This window comes from Lacticaseibacillus absianus, assembly GCF_013407595.1.
In the GTDB taxonomy this organism is placed as follows: Bacteria; Bacillota; Bacilli; order Lactobacillales; family Lactobacillaceae; genus Lacticaseibacillus; species Lacticaseibacillus absianus.
This window is the reverse complement of sequence record NZ_JABEKX010000003.1, coordinates 1-16922: the sequence shown is the minus strand read 5'-3', so window position 1 is coordinate 16922 and position 16922 is coordinate 1. Positions and strand designations below refer to the sequence as shown.

Below are 16922 nucleotides of genomic sequence, written 5' to 3'. Positions count from 1 at the left end.
ACACCTCCAATACGATGAATTATAGTTTGATTTCGATGTCAACGCCGCTTGGCAGATCGAGCTTCATCAGCGCGTCAACGGTTTTAGGCGTCGGGTTGACGATGTCGATGAGACGCTTGTGCGTCCGCATTTCGAACTGTTCCCGAGAATCCTTGTACTTATGCGGGGAACGAAGCACCGTGTAAAGTGTACGTTCCGTTGGCAGAGGGATCGGGCCAGAGATTGCAGCACCTGTGCGCTTAGCAGTCTCGACGATCTTGTCTGCGGATTGATCTAGGATGCGGTGTTCGTAAGCCTTCAACCGGATCCGAATCTTTTGTTTTGCCATTGTGTGACCTCCTTCGTCTATTATCATTTAGTAGACTAGCTCCGTGAAAATTTCCGCCACGCCGCCGTGGCAAAGCGGCCGGGCGTGTCGCAACCTCTCACATCCACGCTACCGTGGCCCAACACGAGCCAGAAGTGCATAGTAACCCACTCAGATTACACAGCACTCTTGATAGTATATAAAACCACGCCGCAAAAGGCAAGGCTTTTCGGCAAATCACCGAAAGTTTTTCAGGCACCCGAACGCCGTCACATCGGCTTTTGTTCGCCGTTTCACGACGCGCTGCCCCACACGTTTACATCCTGCTCAACACGTTGTCTTGACACCTGCTGACAGACCCGCTAAAGTACCCCTTAGGAGGTGGCCTTATGTCTAAAGCCCTGTTGATCATCGATTACACCAACGATTTTGTCGCGCCGACGGGGGCACTGTCCGCCGGTGCGCCCGCCCAGGCGATCGCGTCGCGTATCGTCGAGCTGGCGGAACAGTTTCGCGCGGCTGGAGACTTCGTCTTTCTGCCTACGGATGTGCACGTGCCCGGGGATCCCTACCACCCTGAGACCAAGTTATTCCCGCCGCATAACGTGCGTGGGACCTGGGGGCGCGAGTTCTACGGCCCTCTGTCACCATGGGTCGCGGCTCACGCTGATGCGCGCACCGTCACCGTGTTCGACAAGACCCGCTACTCCAGCTTCGCCGGCACCCCACTGGACCTGTGGCTGCGCGAGCGCGCCGTTGACGACTTACACTTAGTCGGCGTGTGCACCGATATCTGCGTTCTGCACACCGCGGTGGACGCTTACAACCTGAGTTACCCGCTGACCATCCATCAAGACGCCGTGGCGACCTTCAAACCTGGCGGTCAGGCCTGGGCGCTGGATCACTTCAAGACCGTTCTCAACGCTAGCCTGGCCTGATCGACGACATCCGGCCCGGTTGCCGCCACTCACGTCACACGTTGTGTGGCACCAGGGAGCCCCCCCGACCGCCCCAGTCCGGCGGCCGGGGGCCTCGCAGTCGATGACACGGACACGCCAAAAAAGCCTCCCGCATGCGGGAGGCTTTTTCGTGGCGAACGAGGGCTTATTGGCCGCCGTTCTTCTTGATGATCTCTTCTTGAATCGACTTTGGCGTCGCTTCGTAGTGATCGAAGGTCATCGTGAAGGTCCCACGACCCTGGGTCGCAGAACGCAGGGTGGTCGCGTAACCGAACATCTCGGCCAGCGGCACCATCGCGTTGACGACCTGCGCGTTCCCACGGGCTTCCATGGCTTCAACGCGACCGCGACGGGCAGTCACTTGACCCATGATATCGCCGAGGTAGGCTTCAGGTGCAACCACTTCAACGTGCATGATCGGTTCCAGGATCACAGCACCGGCCGACTTCGCAGCGTTCTTCAACGCCATAGAAGCCGCAACCTTGAAGGCCGCTTCGGAGGAATCGACTTCGTGGTAAGACCCATCATACAGCTTGGCCTTGACGTCGATCAGTGGGTAGCCAGCTAGGACCCCATTTTCCATGGATTCCTTCAGGCCTTGTTCAACAGACGGGATGTATTCACGCGGAACCACACCACCGACGATGGCATCTTCGAATTCGAAGCCCTTGCCTTCTTCGTTCGGTGTGAATTCGACCCAAACATCACCATACTGCCCTTTACCACCAGACTGGCGCACGAACTTACCTTGGGCGCTTGCGGTCTTAGTGAAGGTCTCACGGTAAGCAACCTGAGGTTCGCCGACCTTGGCTTCGACCTTGAACTCACGCTTCATCCGGTCGACCATGATGTCCAAGTGCAATTCGCCCATCCCGGCGATCAGTGTTTCGCCGGTCTCAGGGTTCGTCTCGGCACGGAACGTTGGGTCTTCTTCAGAAAGCTTCTGAAGCGCAACATCCAGCTTGTCCCGGTCTTCCTTGGAGTTAGGCTCGATGGAGACCTGGATAACAGGTTCTGGCACTTCCAGAGATTCGAGGATCAACGGGTGATCGACGGACGTCAGGGAGTCACCGGTCGTGGTGTTCTTCAGGCCGATCGCCGCAGCGATATCCCCGGAGAATACTTCTGGGATCTCCTGACGCGTGTTACTGTGCATCTGGAGCAGACGGCCGACACGTTCACGGGTGTCCTTGGTCGCATTGAGGACGTAAGAACCCGCCTGCAGCGTGCCGCTGTAAACGCGGATGAAGGTCAGACGACCAACGAATGGGTCGGTGGCGATCTTGAAGGCCAAGGCAGCGAAGTCCTTGTCATCACCGGCGGTCAGCGCAACGGATTCGCCGGTCTCAGGATCGGTCGCGTTGTATGGCTTCACGTCGAGTGGGGATGGCAGGTAGTCCACGACCCCATCAAGCATCATCTGGACCCCTTTGTTCTTGAAGGCAGAGCCCGCAAATACAGGGAAGAACTCGAGGGCCAAGGTCGCCTTACGGATCGCTGCTTTGAGCTCGTCCGTAGAGATCTCTTCGCCTTCAAGGTACTTGTCCATGATGCCATCATCAACGTCCGCAACGGCTTCGATCAGCGCGTTGTGTGCCGCTTCGGCTTCTTCCTTGTAATCGGCCGGGATGTCAACAACGTCCCATTCGGAACCCAGTTCGTCTTCGTCGTACAGGTCCGCCTTCATTTCGATCAGGTCGATGACCCCTTCGAAGTTGTCTTCTGCCCCGATCGGCAGCTGAACGGCGTGGGCGTTCGCGCCCAGACGATCATGCAAGGTCTGCACGGAGTACTTGAAGTCCGCGCCGATCTTGTCCATCTTGTTGACGAACACGAGCCGGGGAACGGAGTACGTCGTCGCCTGGCGCCAAACGTTTTCGGTCTGCGGCTCAACGCCGGCTTGGGCGTCAAGCACCGTTACAGCGCCATCAAGGACACGCAGGGAACGCTCAACTTCGATGGTGAAGTCCACGTGCCCTGGGGTGTCGATGATGTTGATCCGGTGGTCCTTCCAGAACGCGGTCGTCGCCGCACTGGTGATGGTGATCCCACGTTCTTGTTCCTGCTCCATCCAGTCCATCTGGGAGGCCCCTTCGTGGGTCTCGCCGATCTTGTGGATCTTACCGGTATAGTACAGGATCCGTTCAGTCGTCGTGGTCTTACCAGCATCGATGTGGGCCATGATCCCGATGTTGCGGGTCCGGTCTAACGGAAATTCACGCTTGTTGGCCATGTGAATGTATTGCTCCTCTCAATTTGATCTGTAATGGGTAAAAGAATTGGCTACTATATGCCAGCATTCGGATATAATAGCCAAGATTCTTACCAACGATAGTGTGCGAACGCGCGGTTAGCGTCAGCCATCTTGTGCGTGTCTTCACGCTTCTTGACTGCAGCCCCGGTGTTGTTAGCAGCGTCCATGATCTCGCGTGCAAGACGCTCGTCCATGGTGTGTTCGCCGCGGGCACGGGAATATTGAACGATCCAGCGCAGACCCAACGTCGTGCGACGGTCAGGCCGAACTTCGATCGGCACCTGGTAGTTAGACCCACCGATACGGCGTGCCTTGACTTCGAGGACAGGCATCACGTTCTTCATCGCCTGTTCGAACACGTCAAGCGGTTCGTTACCGGTTTCCTTCTTGATGATATCGAAAGAATCGTAAAGAATGGTTTGCGCCTTGCCGAGCTTCCCGTCGATCATCAAGTGGTTGATCAGACGCGTCACCAGCTTGGAATTGTAGACTGGATCAGGTAAAACGTCGCGTTTTGAAACATTGCCTTTACGTGGCATGCTGATTGCCTCCTTATAGGGATAATTACCGCTTCAGCGGCTTAGAGCGATTACTTCTTGGCCTTAGGGCGCTTTGCACCGTACTTGGAACGGCTCTGCATCCGGCCGTCAACACCGGCAGTATCAAGCGCACCACGGATGATGTGGTAACGTACCCCTGGCAAGTCCTTTACACGGCCGCCACGGATCAAGACGACACTATGTTCCTGCAAGTTGTGGCCGACACCTGGGATGTAAGCCGTCACTTCGATCAGGTTGGACAGACGCACACGCGCATACTTACGAAGCGCAGAGTTAGGCTTCTTCGGTGTCATCGTCCCCACACGAGTGGCAACCCCACGCTTTTGAGGAGCAGGGTTATTGGTAAGAGATTTCTTCTTGCTATTGTAACCGAAGTTCAGGGCTGGAGAGTCCGACTTCGTTACCTGAGATTTACGACCTTGACGCACCAATTGGTTAATGGTAGGCATTCTAAGGTTCCTCCTTCCTGATTATGGGTATCTTTTCAAGTCCACACATCCAGGCGGTTCATTTTTAAAAATAAAAAAATGGCCAACCGGGGCGCGGAGTGGCAGTTCACCAGTCCGCGCCCGGGGCACACCCGAACACACTGGAAAAAAGCACCTTTGATAGTGTACTATCTTCTGCTTCGACGTGTCAAGGGGCGGACTGGCAAAAAGCGAAATCTAGCCTGGAGGTGATCTCATGTCCCCACGTCTACCTGAACCCGCCGAACAGTCACCGTTTGACTTGACGCGACTGGTCGGGATCGTCGTCCTGGCGCCGACCAGCCTACACGCTGCAGTCATCGCAGTCGGCCTATGCGGTTTCGGCGTGCGCGATTGGCGCACCCGGACCGTCCCAGCCGCGCGATTCGATGCTTGGTGCCTGGTGGTGTTGGCCTTGCGCACCACCCCGCTGTACTGGCCGAGCGCCGGCTTCTGGTGCCTCACGCTCGGTTTGCTCGCGGGGGTGACCCATGGATTAGGCAGCGCCGACTGGCTCGCGATCACAGTGATCGCGGCCCTTCATCCGCTCGACTGGAGCCTCTGGTGGGTGCTACTCGCCTGCGGCAGCGCCGGCATCCACCACTTCGTGCGGCGTCCGCAGACCCTACCGCTACTGGCCCACCTCGCGATCGCGTATGGCCTGATGCGTTGGTGGGGCTAGATCGGTGTTAGTCAAAAACAGGCGTCACCGCGGTTGCGGTGACGCCTGTTAGCGCTGGATCAGTCTTCAGTTGGGGCCGCTTCAGAGGCCTTCATCTGCTTTTCGATATCAGCGATGGAGTAAACATTGTCGGAGACAGCGCCCACGGTCTTGGGTTCCATGTGGCGGTATGTCGCCATCCCGGTCCCAGCCGGAATGATCTTCCCGATAATCACGTTTTCCTTCAAGCCGACCAGCGGATCGTTCTTGCCGCGGATCGATGCGTCGGTGAGGACGCGCGTGGTCTCCTGGAAGGAGGCCGCCGACAGGAAGGAGTTGGTCTCAAGCGAGGCCTTGGTGATCCCGAGCAAGACGGCACGGCCGGTGGCTGGGATGCCCCCTTCGATCAGCGTCTTCTTGTTACGCTCGGTGAACTCGGCAATATCCAACAGCGTCCCTGGCAGGATATCGGTGTCGCCTGGATCCATAACGCGGATCTTGCGCAGCATCTGACGGACCATGACCTCGACGTGCTTATCGCCGATCTCAACCCCTTGCATCCGGTAAACCTTCTGCACTTCGGAGATCAGGTAGTTTTCGGTGTTGATCACATTTTGGATCTTGATCAACTGCTTCGGATCGACCGATCCACCGGTCAGACGCGCCCCACGATCGACATGGTCGCCTTCTGCAACGGCCACGGAGGACGCGTAAGGCACGCTGTACGTCCGGGTATCGGTCTCACCTTGAACGGTGATCTCACGGGTGTGTTCCGCCGGGTTCTCGTCGATCGCAGTCACTTCACCGGTCACTTCTGTGATGACCGCAAGCCCCTTCGGGTTGCGGGCTTCGAAGATTTCCTGGATACGTGGCAGCCCTTGGGTGATATCTTCACCACCAGCAACCCCACCCGTATGGAAGTTACGCATGGTCAGCTGCGTCCCAGGTTCACCGATCGACTGCGCGGCGACGGTCCCGACGGCTTCGCCGACTTCGACCTGTTCGCCGGTCGCCATGTTGCGGCCGTAGCACTTCTGGCAAACACCGTGCTTGGTGTCGCAGGTGAAGACGGAGCGAATCGTGACGGCTTCAACACCGGCATCCACGACTTTTTGCGCCAAGTCTTCGTCCATCAACGTGTCACGCGGCACGATGATGGCCCCGGTCTGCGGGTCGTAGACAGTCTTTTGGGTGAAACGCCCAACCAGACGGTCATAAAGCGGTTCGATCATTTCGTTGCCTTCGCGGATCGCCGTGACCAGCAGCCCACGGTCGGTGCCACAATCCTCTTCGCGGACAATGACATCCTGCGCGACGTCGACCAGACGCCGCGTCAGGTAACCCGAGTCAGCGGTCTTCAGCGCGGTATCGGTCATCCCTTTACGCGCCCCGTGAGTGGACATGAACATTTCCATAACGGACAGGCCTTCACGGAAGTTCGACAGAACAGGCACTTCCATCATCCCCCCGTTAGGCGCAGCCATCAGGCCACGCATCCCGGCGAGCTGAGTGAAGTTCGAGATGTTCCCACGCGCCCCGGAGTCACTCATCATCGAGATCGGGTTGTTCGGGTCGAAGGAATCGATCAGCTTCTGCTGAATGTCGTCCTTCGCGTCGTTCCAGATGGAGATCACGCGGTCATGGCGTTCCTGGTCGGTGATCAGCCCACGACGGAACTGCTTGGAGACGGTCGCAACCTTCTTGTGGGCCTCGGCGACGATCGCTGGCTTTTCGGCCAGGTTCGGCACGTCGGCGACCCCAACGGTCAGCCCGGAGTGCGTCGCTTGGGTATAACCCAAGGTCTTCATATCATCCAGCAAGTCGGAGGTCCGCTGCACCTTGTAGGTCTTGAAGACCTCAGCGATGATGTCGGACAGGAAGCCCTTCTTGAACGGCAGGATCAGCGGCGCATCAGTCAGATACGCGTTGATGTCTTCACCGGCAGTCAGGAAGTACTTGTCCGGCACGCCGTTGACGATATTGTCGCCCGTCGGCTCGTTCAGGTACGGGAAGTCGTCCGGCATGATCTCGTTGAAGATCACCTTACCGACAGAGGTCACCATGATCTTGCGCCGCTGCTCATCCGTGAATGGCTTCTGCGGCAGAGAGGCAACCGCCAGCCCGATGCGGCTGTGCAGGTGCACGTAGCCGTTTTGAAGGGCCATCAGGACTTCGTTGGTGTCCTTAAAGATCATCCCTTCGCCTTCACGCGCTTTTTGTTCCATCGTCAGGTAGTAGTTCCCCAGCACGATATCCTGAGACGGGGTCACGATTGGCTTGCCGTCCTTCGGAGCCAGAATGTGGTGCGCCGCCAGCATCAGCAGGCGTGCTTCGGCTTGGGCTTCATCGGACAGTGGGACGTGGACCGCCATCTGGTCCCCGTCAAAGTCCGCGTTGTACGCTTCGCAGACCAGCGGGTGCAGACGCATCGCCTTCCCATCAACCAGGACGGGTTCAAAGGCCTGGATCCCCAGACGGTGAAGCGTTGGCGCGCGGTTCAGCAGAACTGGCCGCTCCTTGATCACTTCTTCGAGCACATCCCAGATATCGTCATCTTCGCGGTCGATCTTACGCTTGGCATTCTTGATGTTGCTGGCCATATCACGCGCGACCAACTCGCGCATGACGAACGGCTTGAACAGTTCAAGCGCCATGGAACGCGGCAGCCCACACTGATAGAACTTCAGCGTCGGGCCGACGTCGATGACCGAACGGCCGGAGTAGTCGACACGCTTACCCAGCAGGTTCTGACGGAACCGCCCCTGCTTCCCTTTGAGCATGTGGCTCAAAGACTTCAGCGGCCGGTTCCCAGGACCGGTGACTGGCCGGCCCCGGCGCCCGTTATCGATCAAGGCGTCGACGGCTTCTTGGAGCATGCGCTTTTCGTTTTGAACAATGATGTTCGGGGCGTTCAAATCGAGCAGCCGCTTCAAGCGGTTGTTTCGGTTGATCACCCGGCGGTATAGGTCGTTCAGGTCGGAGGTGGCAAAGCGCCCACCTTCGAGCTGGACCATCGGGCGCAGATCTGGCGGGATGACCGGGATCGTGTCCATGACCATCCAAGCCGGATCGTTGCCGGATTCAAGGAACGCGTCAAGGATATCCAGACGCCGGATCGCACGGGTCCGCTTCTGGCCTTGAGCAGACTTCAGGTCTTCCTTCAGCTCAGCGACTTCCTTAGCCAGGTCGACTTGCGCCAAGAGTTCCTTGATCGCTTCGGCCCCCATCTTAGCATTGAACCCGTCGCCGTACTCGTCGCGCTTTTCACGGTACTCACGCTCCGTCAGCAGCTGCTTCTTCTCTAAGGCGGTATCCCCCGCGTCGATCACGACGTAGGACGCAAAGTAGATCACTTCTTCCAAGGCGCGTGGGGACATATCGAGGACAAGCCCCATGCGGCTCGGGATCCCCTTGAAGTACCAGATGTGGGAGACCGGCGCGGCCAACTCAATGTGGCCCATCCGCTCACGGCGGACCTTTGCGCGCGTCACTTCGACGCCGCAGCGGTCACAGACGATCCCCTTGTACCGGATGCGCTTGTACTTCCCGCAAGCACACTCCCAGTCTTTGGTTGGCCCGAAGATGCGCTCATCGAACAGCCCGTCTCGCTCAGGCTTCAAGGTCCGATAGTTGATGGTCTCGGGTTTCTTGACTTCCCCATAGGACCAGCTGCGGATCTTGTCTGGCGAGGCTAGGCCGATCTGCATACTTTCAAACTTGTTGACATCAATCACAGAGCTGACCTCCTAGTCGTTATCGTCGGTGTTCGCCGTAGAAGCCGCCGCAGCCGCTTCTTGGGCCTTCTTCTCTTCTTGCTGAGCGGCGAACTTGGCTAAGGCGTCAACGTTGACCACATCGTCGTCTTCGTCGTCCATGTCGCGCAGTTCGATCTCGTTCTTGTCGGTGTCTAAGACCTTCATATCCAGACCCAGCGACTGCAGTTCCTTGACCAGCACGCGGAAAGATTCCGGTACGCCCGGCTTCGGGATCGGTTCACCCTTGACGATCGCCTCGTAAGTCTTCACCCGCCCGACGACGTCATCGGACTTGTAGGTCAGGATCTCCTGCAGGGTGTAAGCAGCCCCGTAAGCTTCAAGGGCCCACACTTCCATTTCCCCGAATCGCTGACCCCCGAACTGTGCCTTACCACCCAGCGGCTGCTGCGTGACAAGGGAGTAAGGACCGATGGAACGCGCGTGGAGTTTGTCGTCGACCATGTGTGCAAGCTTCATGTAGTACATGACGCCGACACTGACCCGGTTTTCGAACGGTTCCCCCGTGCGGCCATCATACAAGACGGACTTGCCGTCGCTGGCCATACCGGCTTCCTTGACCGTCGCCCAGAGGTCCTCGTCGTTCGCCCCGTCAAAGACAGGCGTGGCCACGTGGATCCCGAGCTTCTTCGCGGCCATCCCTAAGTGAAGGTCGAGCACTTGCCCGATGTTCATACGGGATGGCACACCCATTGGCGACAGCAGGATATCAACCGGCGTGCCGTCCGGCAGGAATGGCATGTCTTCTTCAGGCACAACGACCGAGACGGTCCCCTTGTTCCCGTGACGACCCGCCATCTTGTCGCCGACTTGGATCTTCCGCTTCTGCGTGATGTAGACACGGACCATCATGTTCACCCCAGGGGCCAGCTCGTCGCCAGCTTCACGGGTGAAGATCCGCACGTCTTGAATGATCCCGCCACCGCCGTGAGGCACACGGAGGGAGGTGTCGCGGACTTCACGCGCTTTTTCACCAAAAATCGCGTGCAGCAAGCGCTCTTCTGCGGACAGTTCGGTCACACCCTTCGGCGTCACCTTGCCGACCAAGATGTCGCCATCGCGGACTTCGGCCCCGATGCGAATGATCCCGAATTCATCGAGGTCCTTCAGCGCGTCGTCACCGACGTTCGGGATCTCGCGCGTGATCTCTTCAGGGCCAAGCTTGGTGTCGCGGGCTTCAGATTCGTACTCTTCGATATGGATCGAGGTGTACGCGTCTTCCTTGACCAGCTTTTCGGACAGCACGATCGCGTCTTCGTAGTTGTACATGTTCCAGGTCATGAAGGCGATGATCGGGTTTTGGCCCAGGGCCAGTTCCCCGTTCTCCATCGCTGGCCCGTCGGCGATGATCTCGTCGGCGTCGACCTTGTCACCAAGGCGCACGATCGGCCGCTGGTTGTAGTTCTTCCCCGCGTTAGAGCGGCGGAACTTCATCAACTTATACTTGTCCTGCGCACCGTCATCACGGCGGACCCGGATCTCCTTGGCGTCGACGTACTCAACGGTCCCGGCGTGTTCTGCGAGCACGGCAATCCCGGAGTCGTGGGCAGCCTTATATTCCATCCCGGTCCCAACCAGCGGTGCGTGTGGGTCGATCAGCGGCACCGCCTGGCGCTGCATGTTCGCCCCCATCAGGGCGCGGTTGGAGTCATCGTTTTCAAGGAATGGGATGCAGGCCGTCGCCACCGCGACTACCTGCTTAGGCGAAACGTCCATGTAGTCGATGTGCTCGGCAGTCGTTTCGATGTTCTCATCCTTCTTACGCGCCAGGATGCTCTCTTCGGCAAAGGAGCCGTCATCGTTCAGCGGGGCGTTCGCCTGCGCGACGACGTAGTTATCTTCTTCGTCGGCGGTCAGGTAGTCGATCTTGTCCGTGACCTTGTGATCCGTCCAAGACACACGGCGGTACGGGGTCTCGATGAACCCGTACGGATTCACGACCGCGTAAGACGCCAGACTGTTGATCAGCCCGATGTTAGGCCCTTCAGGGGTTTCGATCGGACACATGCGCCCGTAGTGGGTATAGTGCACGTCTCGCACTTCGTAACCCGCACGGTCACGCGTCAACCCACCAGGGCCAAGGGCGGAGAGGCGGCGTTTGTGCGTCAGCTCACCGAGCGGGTTGGTCTGGTCCATGAACTGGGACAGCTGGGAGGACCCGAAGAATTCCTTGATCGAGGCGACCACTGGCCGGATGTTGATCAGCTGCTGGGGGGTGACCGTGGCGGTGTCTTGGATGGACATACGTTCGCGAACGACACGCTCCATGCGCGACAACCCAATGCGGAACTGGTTCTGCAGCAGTTCGCCGACACTGCGGATGCGCCGGTTGCCCAAGTGGTCGATATCATCCGTCGAGCCCAGGCCCTCCTGCAGGTTCAAGAAGTAGTTCATGGACGCGATGATGTCAGCCGGGGTGAGGTGCTTGGCCTTCTTGTCGATGTGGCCGTTGCCGATCAGGTTGATCTCCTTCTCCGGGTTGACCTGAGAGTAGACCTTGATCACCTGGATCGTCATCGGTTCGGTAACGACCCCTTGATCGGATGGTTGGTAGGTAACGGTCTTGAAGTCATCCCGGTCGAGGTACTCACCGAGAGAATCCATCACGTGACGGTCGATCTTCTCGCCTTTTTGAACCAGCACTTCACCGGTGTCCGGATCGGCCAGCGTTTCCGCCAGCGTCTGGCCGAGCAGACGAGTCTTGAGGCTCAGCTTCTTGTTGACCTTGTAGCGGCCGACGTTCGCCAAATCATAGCGCTTCGGATCGAAGAACCGTGCGTACAGCAGGGAGCGAGAGGAGTCCGCGGTCTTCGGTTCGCCTGGGCGTAGCCGTTCGTAGATGTCCTTCAGCGCTTCGTCGGTACGGGAATCGTCGGTGTTCTTGTGAACGTCTTTTTCCAGCGTCAGCATCAGAGAGTCGTTATCGCCGAAGATGTTGATAATGTCTTGGTCGGCACCGAACCCAAGCGCGCGCACGAGCTCGGTCATCGGGATCTTACGTGTGCGGTCGATGCGCACATACGCGAGGTCCTTGGCGTCGGTCTCGTACTCCAACCAAGCCCCACGGTTCGGGATCACGGTGGTGCCGTACGTGACACGGGAATTCTTGTCCGTTTCAGAGTTGTAATAGACCCCTGGGGAGCGGACCAGCTGTGACACGATAACTCGTTCTGCGCCGTTGATAATGAACGTTCCTTGCTTCGTCATCAGCGGGAAGTCGCCAAAGAAGACATCCTGTGACTTGATCTCACCGGTCTCGTGGTTGGTCAAGCGCAGGGTGACATGCAGCGGTGCAGAGAAGTTCGCGTCGTGCTGGCGCGCCTCTTCGACCGTGTACTTCGGTTCTTGCAGCGAGTAATCAACGAATTCAAGCGACAGGTTGCCCTGGAAGTCTTCGATCGGCATAATGTCGTCGAACATTTCCTTCAACCCTTCGTCAAGGAACCATTGGTACGAGTTAGTCTGGATCTCGATCAGATTGGGGAGATCCAGTACTTCTTTGATGCGGGAATAGGAGCGGCGTGTGCGATGTTTACCGTAATTCACTAAGTGTCCTACCAAGTTGTTCACCCCTCATAAGATTTTCCGGCCTGCAGTAACTATTACAATTGTGTTACAATTACTGGCTAGCGGACGTTTTGAGCAAAAAAAAACGAAAAGTAGAAGGCGAAATTGCTGCTACTTTTGCGTTCTTTATGCGCCGCGGCGGACAATAGATCGCCGCGGCCTATCCTAGCCGAAATGCAATTGCACTAATGATACACCATCGGTCATCTCGGTGTCAAGCGGCCAGCCACCGTTGCGGCGTGATCGCTCAAGTCAAGGCTACAAAAGGCCCCCGCGGCGCGGCAACGCCGCAACCACCGGGACCCTAACGTGACACGCGTCGTTCAGGATGACCTAGCGTTCAGTGCGCCAGTGCCGCTTACACGTGCAGCGGCTCACCCGGGGTCTCGGCCGCCTTGACTGTAAAGGTCAGCTTGCCCTTCTTGGCCCCGATCGTGATCGTATCGCCAGTCTTCGCCTGCCCGGTCAGCAACAGCTCACTGAGCTCATCTTCGACGTCACGTTGCAGTGCGCGGCGGATCGGCCGTGCGCCATACTCAGGATCGAAGCCGGCCTTGGCAACAGCGTTGATCCCAGCCGGAGTGATCTTGACGGTAATGTCTTGATCGCTCAGCCGGTGCAGGACTGTCTTGGCCATGATCTTAACGATCTGGTGCAATTCTTCCTTATTGAGACTGTGGAACACGACCGTCTCATCGATCCGGTTCAGGAACTCTGGCCGGAAGGCACGCTTCAGCTCCTCCAGCATCCGCGACTGCATCGCCTTGAAGTCTGTGCTGGCGTCCTTGGCACCGAAACCGACGGATTTGTCGTCACGTAGCGCCGTGGCCCCGATGTTAGAGGTCATGATCAGGATCGTGTTACGAAAATCGACCCGTCGGCCCTTCGAATCGGTCAGGTATCCGTCGTCCAGCACTTGCAACAGAATATTGAAGACATCCGGGTGTGCTTTTTCCACCTCATCCAGCAGCACCACCGAGTACGGCTTATTGCGCACCTTCTCGGTCAACTGCCCACCTTCATCATAGCCGACATAACCTGGTGCTGCGCCGATCAAGCGGCTGGTGCTGTACTTCTCCATATACTCAGACATGTCGACGCGGATCATCGCGTCTTCAGTGCCGAACATCGCCTCGGCCAGCGCCTTAGCCAGCTCGGTCTTCCCCACGCCGGTCGGGCCGAGGAACATGAAGGAGCCGATCGGCCGGGTCGGGTCTTTCAGCCCGCTCCGTGCGCGCCGGATCGCCCGGGCCACTGCGGACACCGCTTCGTCCTGGCCGACCACTCGCTCGTGCAGGACCTTCTCCAGGTTGACGAGTCGCTCGCTTTCTTTCTTTTGCATCTGGGTGACTGGGACACCGGTCCACTGCGAGACGACTTCGGCGACATCCTCGGCGGTGACCTGAACGTCCGTGCGCACGCCGCTTTCGTTCACCGGCTCCGGTGAGGCAGCCAGCTTGGCCCGTAACTTTTGTTCTTTTTCACGGATCGAGGCGGCCAGCTCGAAGTCCTGGTGCATGATCGCCTCGTCTTTGGCCCGAACGCTCTCCCGCAGCTGGGTCTGCAGCTTGTCCACCTTAGTCGGTTTGTCGGCCTCATCCAGGCGGACCTTCGCCGCGCTTTCGTCGATCAGATCGATCGCCTTATCCGGCAGGAACCGACTGGAGATGTAGCGCGAAGACAGCGTGACCGCTGCCTGTAACGCGTCGTCGGTGATCGTCACCCCGTGGTGGGCCTCATAGCGTCCGCGTAGCCCGCGCAAGATCGCTTCGGCCTCAGCCGGGCTCGGTTCGTCGACCTGCACGGTGGCGAACCGTCGCTCGAGCGCTGCGTCTTTTTCGATGTACTTCTGGTACTCATCTAACGTGGTGGCCCCGATCAGTTGCAATTCCCCGCGGGCCAACGCCGGCTTCAGGATGTTCGAGGCGTCGATCGCCCCTTCCGCACCACCGGCACCGATCAGCGTGTGCAGCTCATCGATGAAGAGGATCACATGTCCATCTTGGTAGATCTCATCGATCACCTTCTTGAGGCGGTCCTCGAACTCACCCCGGTACTTGGTGCCGGCGACCAGTGAGCCCATGTCAAGCATCATCAGCCGTTTGTCGCGCATCTCTTCGGGCACCTGACCGGCAACGATCTTCTCCGCGAAGCCCTCGGCGATCGCAGTTTTACCGACCCCCGGCTCCCCGATCAAGACCGGGTTGTTCTTCGTGCGCCGGGCCAGGATCTGGACCAGACGGCGGACTTCTTTGTCACGACCGACGACCGGGTCCATCTTGTTCTCACGCGCCAGTTGCGTCAGGTCACGCGCCAGTCCGTCCAGCGTCGGGGTCCCTGCACTTGCCGGTCGCGCGTTACGCGCCGCTGGACCGCGATGCTTAGCCGCCGACTCCGTGATCCCCATCTTCTTGAGCACCAATTGGCGGGTCTTGGCCAGACTCAGATCGAGGTTCTGTAGGATCCGCGCCGCCAGGATGTCGTCTTCCCGCAGCAACCCGAGCAGAATATGCTCCGTGCCGATCTTCAAGGCGCCGAGTCGCTTGGCCTCATCGCCGGCGAAGCTCAGGATCTCCTTGCCCTTCGGCGAGTACGGGAGATAAGTCTCCTTGGACTGTGTACCCGGCGTGGCCGAGCCATACCCGGTGAACCGCTCGATCTCATCGTGCACGTCCGCCTCGGTGACAGCCAGCTGCCGCAGGGTCTTGCCGGCGATCCCCTCTTGCTCGATCACGAGCGCGATCAACAAGTGTTCCGTCCCCACAGCATGGTGGTGAAAATACTTGGCTTGTTCCTGTGCGATCATCAGTACATTCTTAGCACTTGGGGTAAACAGGTTGTCCATAAGCACGCTCCTTAGTATTGGTGGATTCTATCTTTCATACCGCAAACTGTCAAGAAAAGCAAGCATCAATCGCGCCCGCAACTGCTCTTCCGCATCGCGCGTCGGCTGCTGCAAGGCCTGATGGCTGAGGACGTTGAGCATCACGTTGCCCGTCTGGCGCGTCACCGCGCCTTCTTGGTAGAGCTGCTGGATCAGTGCCTGCGCATCTCGCGCCGACAGCTGCGTCGGCAAGTTCGCGCCCATCGCACTGACCAAATCTTGATCATCGCGCAGGTTCACCTTTAGGATCCGAATATACCCACCGCCGCCGCGCTTGCTTTCGACGACGTACCCGCGCTCTGGGGTGAAGCGTGTCTTGATCACATAGTTGATCTGCGACGGGACGCAGTTGAACTGCTCCGCCACGTCCGCTCGGCTGATCTCGACTTGCCGCTGCGCCTCAAGCATCGCCTTGAGGTAGTGTTCGATCACATCTGACATGTTCCGTGCCTGCATACGGTCGCCTCCCTTCCATTATGCTCGGTCGACCCTCGGGCGTGCACGCCCAGGTGAGTCTGACTAATTTTGACTTTTCTCTATTATACCGAAAAAAAGACAGAACACAAAAAAACTGACGTCTACACGTCAGTTTTGGTGATCGGGAAAACGGGATTCGAACCCACGACCTCTACGTCCCGAACGTAGCGCTCTACCAAGCTGAGCTATTTCCCGATTGAAGCGGAAGACGGGATTCGAACCCGCGACCCCCACCATGGCAAGGTGATGTTCTACCACTGAACTACTTCCGCAACAATCCTGTTCAATTAGACCGGCAAGCCGGTGATGCACCCAGTAGGAGTCGAACCTACAACCTTCTGATTCGTAGTCAGACACTCTATCCAGTTGCGCTATGGGTGCATAATATTAAGTTGGTACTGCCGAGAGTCGGGTTCGAACCGACACGGTAATCACTTACCGCAGGATTTTAAGTCCTGTGCGTCTACCAGTTTCGCCATCCCGGCGGAAAGTGACAAGCGGAAGACGGGATTCGAACCCGCGACCCCCACCATGGCAAGGTGATGTTCTACCACTGAACTACTTCCGCATGAATATTCAACTACTGCCGACTAGAGGATTCGAACCTCCGACCCTCTGTTTACAAGACAGATGCTCTGCCAGCTGAGCTAAGTCGGCAAGATGCGGGTGAAGGGACTCGAACCCCCACGGTGATAACCACTAGAACCTAAATCTAGCGCGTCTGCCAGTTCCGCCACACCCGCAGAAAAAATTTATGATCCTAATGAAATGAGCCGTGACAGGCTCGAACTGTCGACCCTCTGATTAAAAGTCAGATGCTCTACCGACTGAGCTAACGGCTCAATGGAGGATACAGGGCTCGAACCTGTGACCCTCTGCTTGTAAGGCAGACGCTCTCCCAACTGAGCTAATCCTCCATGATGAAGCGCGGCAGCTTCCTACCCTCGCAGGCAGTCACCCACCAACTACTCTCGGCGTAGAGAAGCTTAACTTCTGTGTTCGGCATGGGAACA

The 16922-nt window shown here is 58.0% G+C and carries 10 protein-coding genes, 9 tRNA genes and 1 rRNA gene; 2 read left to right on the top strand and 18 right to left on the bottom strand.

The annotated features are described in order from the left end of the window. Positions 1-19: 19 nt before the first annotated feature. Positions 20-328 carry a 30S ribosomal protein S10 gene (gene rpsJ, locus HII33_RS10650; protein ID WP_125706076.1) on the bottom strand — a complete coding sequence of 103 codons (309 nt, stop codon included), beginning with the start codon at positions 326-328 and terminating at the stop codon, positions 20-22. Positions 329-696: 368 nt separating this feature from the next. Between rpsJ and HII33_RS10645 the strand changes: the two genes are divergently transcribed. Continuing rightward, positions 697-1245 carry a cysteine hydrolase family protein gene (locus tag HII33_RS10645; RefSeq protein WP_179395799.1) on the top strand — a complete coding sequence of 183 codons (549 nt, stop codon included), beginning with the start codon at positions 697-699 and terminating at the stop codon, positions 1243-1245. A gap of 166 nt (positions 1246-1411) precedes the next feature. On the opposite strand, the gene fusA is transcribed toward HII33_RS10645, so the two are convergent. The 3 genes from fusA to rpsL all read right to left on the bottom strand — a co-directional run bounded on the left by fusA (position 1412) and on the right by rpsL (position 4529). Continuing rightward, positions 1412-3499, bottom strand: a complete 2088-nt coding sequence (gene fusA / locus HII33_RS10640) for an elongation factor G (protein WP_179395798.1) — start codon at positions 3497-3499, stop codon at positions 1412-1414. 89 nt (positions 3500-3588) lie between these two features. Further along, on the bottom strand, positions 3589-4059 hold the full coding sequence (gene rpsG, locus HII33_RS10635) for a 30S ribosomal protein S7 (protein WP_179395797.1): 471 nt from the start codon (positions 4057-4059) through the stop codon (positions 3589-3591). A gap of 50 nt (positions 4060-4109) precedes the next feature. After that, positions 4110-4529, bottom strand: a complete 420-nt coding sequence (gene rpsL, locus HII33_RS10630) for a 30S ribosomal protein S12 (RefSeq protein WP_179395796.1) — start codon at positions 4527-4529, stop codon at positions 4110-4112. 235 nt (positions 4530-4764) lie between these two features. Here rpsL and HII33_RS10625 point away from each other — a divergent pair, with 235 nt between their 5' ends. Further along, positions 4765-5229: a peptidase gene (locus HII33_RS10625; RefSeq protein ID WP_179395795.1), complete on the top strand. Its 465-nt coding sequence runs from the start codon at positions 4765-4767 to the stop codon at positions 5227-5229. 59 nt (positions 5230-5288) lie between these two features. Here HII33_RS10625 and rpoC read toward each other — a convergent pair whose 3' ends face one another. The 14 genes from rpoC to rrf all read right to left on the bottom strand — a co-directional run. Continuing rightward, positions 5289-8942: a DNA-directed RNA polymerase subunit beta' gene (gene rpoC, locus HII33_RS10620; RefSeq protein WP_179395794.1), complete on the bottom strand. Its 3654-nt coding sequence runs from the start codon at positions 8940-8942 to the stop codon at positions 5289-5291. Between the two features lie 12 nt (positions 8943-8954). Further along, positions 8955-12542 (bottom strand): DNA-directed RNA polymerase subunit beta, encoded by a 3588-nt coding sequence (rpoB, locus tag HII33_RS10615; protein ID WP_179395793.1) that lies wholly within the window; start codon positions 12540-12542, stop codon positions 8955-8957. Between the two features lie 364 nt (positions 12543-12906). Continuing rightward, entirely contained in the window at positions 12907-15393 is a 2487-nt protein-coding gene (locus HII33_RS10610; protein WP_179395792.1) for an ATP-dependent Clp protease ATP-binding subunit, read from the bottom strand. A 27-nt stretch (positions 15394-15420) separates the two neighbouring features. Then, entirely contained in the window at positions 15421-15888 is a 468-nt protein-coding gene (locus tag HII33_RS10605) for a CtsR family transcriptional regulator (RefSeq protein ID WP_179395791.1), read from the bottom strand. Between the two features lie 142 nt (positions 15889-16030). Further along, positions 16031-16104: transfer RNA gene (locus tag HII33_RS10600), tRNA-Pro, on the bottom strand. A 5-nt stretch (positions 16105-16109) separates the two neighbouring features. After that, a tRNA-Gly gene (locus HII33_RS10595) sits at positions 16110-16181 on the bottom strand. A 35-nt stretch (positions 16182-16216) separates the two neighbouring features. Continuing rightward, positions 16217-16290: transfer RNA gene (locus HII33_RS10590), tRNA-Arg, on the bottom strand. 18 nt (positions 16291-16308) lie between these two features. Next, a tRNA-Leu gene (locus HII33_RS10585) sits at positions 16309-16394 on the bottom strand. An 11-nt stretch (positions 16395-16405) separates the two neighbouring features. Beyond that, positions 16406-16477, bottom strand: a tRNA-Gly gene (locus tag HII33_RS10580). 16 nt (positions 16478-16493) lie between these two features. Continuing rightward, positions 16494-16566 (bottom strand) — tRNA-Thr (locus HII33_RS10575). 4 nt (positions 16567-16570) lie between these two features. Beyond that, positions 16571-16652, bottom strand: a tRNA-Leu gene (locus tag HII33_RS10570). A gap of 26 nt (positions 16653-16678) precedes the next feature. Beyond that, positions 16679-16751 (bottom strand) — tRNA-Lys (locus tag HII33_RS10565). Positions 16752-16753: 2 nt separating this feature from the next. After that, a tRNA-Val gene (locus HII33_RS10560) sits at positions 16754-16826 on the bottom strand. Positions 16827-16834: 8 nt separating this feature from the next. Further along, a 5S ribosomal RNA gene (rrf, locus tag HII33_RS10555) occupies positions 16835-16922 on the bottom strand; the annotation flags it as partial.

Excerpts from the sequence above, each read along its gene's own strand:
- rpsJ (WP_125706076.1), bottom strand. The coding sequence starts at position 328 with ATGGCAAAACAAAAGATTCGGATCCGGTTGAAGGCTTACGAACACCGC.
- HII33_RS10645 (WP_179395799.1), top strand. The coding sequence starts at position 697 with ATGTCTAAAGCCCTGTTGATCATCGATTACACCAACGATTTTGTCGCG.
- fusA (WP_179395798.1), bottom strand. The coding sequence starts at position 3,499 with ATGGCCAACAAGCGTGAATTTCCGTTAGACCGGACCCGCAACATCGGG.
- rpsG (WP_179395797.1), bottom strand. The coding sequence starts at position 4,059 with ATGCCACGTAAAGGCAATGTTTCAAAACGCGACGTTTTACCTGATCCA.
- rpsL (WP_179395796.1), bottom strand. The coding sequence starts at position 4,529 with ATGCCTACCATTAACCAATTGGTGCGTCAAGGTCGTAAATCTCAGGTA.
- HII33_RS10625 (WP_179395795.1), top strand. The coding sequence starts at position 4,765 with ATGTCCCCACGTCTACCTGAACCCGCCGAACAGTCACCGTTTGACTTG.
- HII33_RS10610 (WP_179395792.1), bottom strand. The coding sequence starts at position 15,393 with ATGGACAACCTGTTTACCCCAAGTGCTAAGAATGTACTGATGATCGCA.
- HII33_RS10605 (WP_179395791.1), bottom strand. The coding sequence starts at position 15,888 with ATGCAGGCACGGAACATGTCAGATGTGATCGAACACTACCTCAAGGCG.